Annotated in this window: 4 protein-coding genes; 2 read left to right on the top strand and 2 right to left on the bottom strand. The window is 38.2% G+C overall.

Annotation, left to right across the window (positions count from 1 at the left end):
* Positions 1 to 212: 212 nt before the first annotated feature.
* Positions 213 to 815, top strand: coding sequence for a GUN4 domain-containing protein (locus tag H6G76_RS36065; RefSeq protein WP_190710982.1), 603 nt, complete (start codon positions 213 to 215; stop codon positions 813 to 815).
* A gap of 68 nt (positions 816 to 883) precedes the next feature.
* On the opposite strand, the gene H6G76_RS36070 is transcribed toward H6G76_RS36065, so the two are convergent.
* Positions 884 to 1,258 carry a DUF1257 domain-containing protein gene (locus tag H6G76_RS36070; protein WP_190710983.1) on the bottom strand — a complete coding sequence of 125 codons (375 nt, stop codon included), beginning with the start codon at positions 1,256 to 1,258 and terminating at the stop codon, positions 884 to 886.
* Positions 1,259 to 1,316: 58 nt separating this feature from the next.
* Entirely contained in the window at positions 1,317 to 2,864 is a 1,548-nt protein-coding gene (locus H6G76_RS36075; RefSeq protein ID WP_199337651.1) for an AAA family ATPase, read from the bottom strand.
* 665 nt (positions 2,865 to 3,529) lie between these two features.
* On the opposite strand from H6G76_RS36075, the gene H6G76_RS36080 reads away from it, so the two are divergent.
* Entirely contained in the window at positions 3,530 to 4,561 is a 1,032-nt protein-coding gene (locus H6G76_RS36080) for a 1-acyl-sn-glycerol-3-phosphate acyltransferase (RefSeq protein ID WP_190710984.1), read from the top strand.
* Positions 4,562 to 4,877 lie beyond the last annotated feature (316 nt).

Raw genomic sequence — 4,877 nt, forward strand, 5'->3', positions numbered from 1 at the left:
TTTTGGCGTAAATCTAGGGAATATGCTTTCACTTTTATCCTTAATTAAGATACACAGCTTTATTTGATTGAGTGTACTTCATTAGATAGGGAAACGCTATAGTTCTAGGTGGAATTGAAGGCGTTAAGCGTCGTCTTGATAGTAATTCGCTGGAAATTAAAATTGCAGCTTTATCAGATGCTCTCAAATATGGTCGAGAAGGTCAAGAGCTTTTGCAGCAGATTGTTTTAACTGAACCTGGATTATTACAGTGGAAGGCTTACGATTTAGTGTTTAATTCTTCTACAGAAGATGAAAAACAAAATTTACTACAACATATTCCTTTACAGTCAGAAGTAGGAGTAGACTATAGCAGTCTGCGTAACTTATTAGCAGCTGGAGAATGGCTGCAAGCTAACTTAGAAACTGGTGAAAAAATACAGGAAGCTGTAGGGAAAAAATCTCAAACTTATTTTGACTTTCGCGATCTTGTTAATTTATCACAAACGGATCTGCGGACAATTGATCAACTTTGGGTAAAGTTTAGCAATAATCGTTTTGGCTTTAGCGTACAAAAAAGAATATTACTGGAGGAAGGTTGTCATTTTTGTGAAAATAGTGATTATAATACCTATTTTTATCATCCTAGAGCTAGCGGTATCAGAAATAGTATTTATAATACTTACAAGAAATTAGGATGGCTTTCATTAATACTTGATAAATCGCAATTTACATTTGAGAAAGCACCTATAGGTTCTCTACCCACGATTACTGGCAAAGACATAATAGGTGGATGGAATTATGAAATTACGCTAATGTATCGTTCAGATTTATAAAAACTGTAAATAGGTTCAGATCGCCGACTTCGTGAAGAAGCCGGGGATCTTAGTTCTCACGAATATAATTACACCCAACGCCCTACAACAACCCGCACAGTTCCATCTTTTAATACTTCTTCATCCTCAACATTAAAGCCCTGTTCTTGCACTGTTGCCATCAAGGTTTTATGAGCGTATTTTTGACTGATAGAATTAACAAACTGTTGTTGATTAATTTTTGCTCCCCAAAAGTCTGCAACTATTTCGTAATTTTCACCATTGCGGCGAAAACCCAAGTCATAACCATTTTTTTGGCGAATTACATACTCAGCTTGAGTTTTATCGCCTCGATATCCGCGTACCTCTGTGTTGCATTCAACTTGATAACCTAGTTCTTGCAACACTTCATGAAGAATTTCACCGCGTTTGATTTGAACTTTGATAGTTGTGAAATGAGACATAATTGATTATGGTTTTTAGATTTCAAAAAAATTGCAGAGAACGCAGAGTTTTTCTATTTTAATCAACTTCTAATGGGCCTAGTCCTTGTTGACTTGAGTATTGCTTTAATTCCTCCACTAATTGAATATCATTGGATGCTGGCCTTGCACCTGCTTCTGCTGCCCATTGCTTTAAGGCTTCAATTTGATTGCGGGCGATCGCAGCTAAAGGCACAGTTTGCGCTACAGCTTGTAAAATATCTTCTGTATTGAAGTCTCGCCTTTGTCCCTCAACTCTTGTAGAAAATGCTTGGTGCATAGCATCAATAATTACTTGTTCAATTTCTGCACCACTGAAATTTGCAGTTTGTTTAGCTAATGAAGCTAAGTTAAATTCTCGCAGGCGGTTGGGACGTAACCTTTGCAAATGTACTTTAAAAATCTCTTGGCGTTCAGTTTCGGTGGGTAGATTCAAAAAGAAAATCTCATCAAATCGACCTTTGCGTAACAACTCGGCTGGTAAGATTTGCACATTATTTGCGGTGGCAACAATAAATACTGGGCTGGTTTTTTCTTGCATCCATGTAATTAAACTGCCAAATACCCGGCGCGATGTACCAGAATCTCCATCAATGCCACTGGTAATATTGCCAAAGGCTTTGTCAATTTCATCAATCCATAAAACGCAAGGTGCCATTGCTTCGGTTAACTGAATCATTTGGCGTACGCGGCTTTCGCTTTCACCAACAATCCCGCCAAATAAACGCCCAGAATCTAATCGAAGTAAGGGTAAACGCCATTCATGGGCAATGGTTTTAGCAGAGAGGGATTTACCCGTTCCCTGTATACCCACCAGCAACATACCTTTAGGATTAGGAATACCGTAGCGTCTGGCTTCTTCGGTAAAAGCATCTTGGCGCATCAGTACCCATTGTTTGAGTTGATCTAATCCCCCGACTCGTTTAAGTGATTCTTGCGGCGTGAAAAACTCTAAAATCCCAGTTTGGCGAACTGCTTGCTTTTTTTCTTCCAACACGCCATCAATGTCAGACTCATTTACTTGCTGTTTGGCGGCTAAGGCTTTTGCCAAAACTCTAGAAATACGAGTGCGACTTAAACCTTGGCAAGCTTTGACTAACTGTTCTCGCGCCAAGCCAGAAACATTTAACTTATCTGGTACTACTAACTGTTGGATTAAATAATCGATTTCACTGACGCTAGGTAAAGGAAAATCAACCACTGTCACCTCTTGCAGTAACTCATCAGGGAGTTCTAAAGTATGGCTAGTAGTGATGATAGTTTTACGCGATCGCTTTAACTCCCTCGTCAAGTTTCGCAACTCTCTGACAATAGGTGCATTCTTCTCTGTGGTAGGGTTTTTCACAAATGGATGCAAATCTCGCAGCACGAACATCGCTGCTGTTTGAGAGTCAGCTTTAGCAATACGTGCTAATGCAGCCATCACCGAACCTTTATCTGCACCATTGTCACTCCAACCCCGAACAATATCCCAAAATAAAACCTGTCGTTGTGGCTGTGAACGCGATGCAACTTGCAGCAGCACTTCTTCTACAGGTTCTTCTTCAACAGAGATTATATACACTAAGGGATATCGCGCCCGAATCATCAAATCAAGTTGCTCTACCAAGGAGGCGTATTGTTGATTCTCTCGGCTATGAGTTGAATCTCCTTTTCCATTCAAAGGTGCGCCTGCCATCATAAATAAGCTTTGATTACTCAGTATTTTTTTAGTCTAATTTAATACTATAACTTTTTTTTAAAGACCACTAGTACAAATTCCTCAAAAAAATATAAAACTTAAAGCTATATCTTAATTTACAGTCCATACTAAGCAGCAAATACTACTTATTGTTACATTTTTGTATTATAGTAAATTTTATTAATATAAATGTATTCTAAAATACGTTTATATGTCCTTGACTTGCTGATTCGGGGCGGTAAGCAAGGCAAACACATCTAATTTTTCTTCTAGCTAGATGATTTTGCTTCCAGAAGCGATCGCCTCGTGCAGAATTAGAGCTAAGTATTAGGCAATTTACTTAGAATATAAGTATTAAGAGAAACCTTTGAAGGTGGGCAAATGAGTAATCCAGACAAAAAGCAATTTAATTTTAATGGCGAATTACATTTATTTAATAGAATTTCTGTTCTCAATTAGTAATTTTCTATATTTATGTAAATAATATTACTACTATAGTGGGATGACAATAATTAAACTCAATGGTTAGGATGTATATCTACCTATAATGTTGCCTAATCTGCATTACTGTTGTGATTAATCAACACACTGAAAACATCCTCAGCCATCAACTAGAAACAGCATCAGATACAGGCTATCAATTTAGTTGGTTTGATTGGTTTTGCCTGTACTATCCTCCAGGGTGGCTAATTTTACTCAATCGCCACTGGCAGCACTATCACAGCGACCCGGACGGTTGGAATTGGCTGGAATATGTATTATTTCTCATACCCGGTGGGTTTTATTTAGCCTTACTAATTCGATGGTTGCGTCTTGGTTGTCGTTCACCGCGAAAAGAAATTGGGGAATTTAATCCTAAATATCAGCAAGCTTTTCGTTATGAAATATTAGCTCCTATCGTTAAATATTATTTTCGCGGAGATTTACAGCAAATGGAGAATTTGCCACAAACAGGGCCAATGATTGTGGCAATGAATCATGCAGGAATGTCCTTCCCTTGGGATTTTATTAGTTTAGGTTACTTATTAAGTGAAACACGCGGATGGTTAGTGCAACCCTTAGCGAATACATCTTTATTTGAACATCCTTGGATGATTTGGTGGCTACCGCCTCAATGGTCACAGGTTTTAGGTGGAGTCAGAGCAAAAATAGATGATTTTGAGGCGGCGATCGCCCAAGGTAAAATTCTTCTATATGCACCAGAAGGTGTACGCGGCCCGGCTAAAGGTTGGCGACAACGCTATCAACTGCAAAAATTCGATGTCAGCTTTATTCAGTTGAGCGATCGCTATCATATTCCGATTTTGCCAGTACTTTGTATAGGTAGCGAATCTCTCCATCCCTGGACTATTAATATCAAAAAATTACAAAAACTAATCAAATTACCATTCGTACCCATATCACCATTAATGTTTATGTTGCTGTTATTTCCCTCAATGGGAGTTTGGGTAATGAAAACTCGTCTGCAATACTTTATTCAACCTTTAGAAAAGGATATAAATTCAGGACAAGACCGCGCATCCACTTATCAAAAGGCACAAAAATTACGCGAAAAACTGCAAAATCAACTGAATCAAATTTTGGGTGTTGCTAATTGTAAATAATACTAATTGGAAAAATCATTGAGACAGATGGATTGGTAGAATCCAGACCTAGACAATAATTACCAATCCAAAATCCAAAATAGTATCAGCTTTGTTTGAACCTGATTTGATTTGCCTCTAGATAAATAATTTGATTTTGTAAACCTTTAGCTTCAGCCGCAGTTAAACCCTTCCATTGCTGCTGTGCTTGTTTCACACTGGGGACTGCTTTTAGCCTTAAGGGGCTACAAAAAGGGCTAGAATGCAGACAGAATAAGTCTCATAGCTCTTTGACCTTGTTGGTAGAAAGGACGCTTATTAGGACTTAATGTCAATA

The organism is Nostoc sp. FACHB-152, assembly GCF_014697475.1.
Taxonomy (GTDB): Bacteria; Cyanobacteriota; Cyanobacteriia; order Cyanobacteriales; family Nostocaceae; genus Nostoc_B.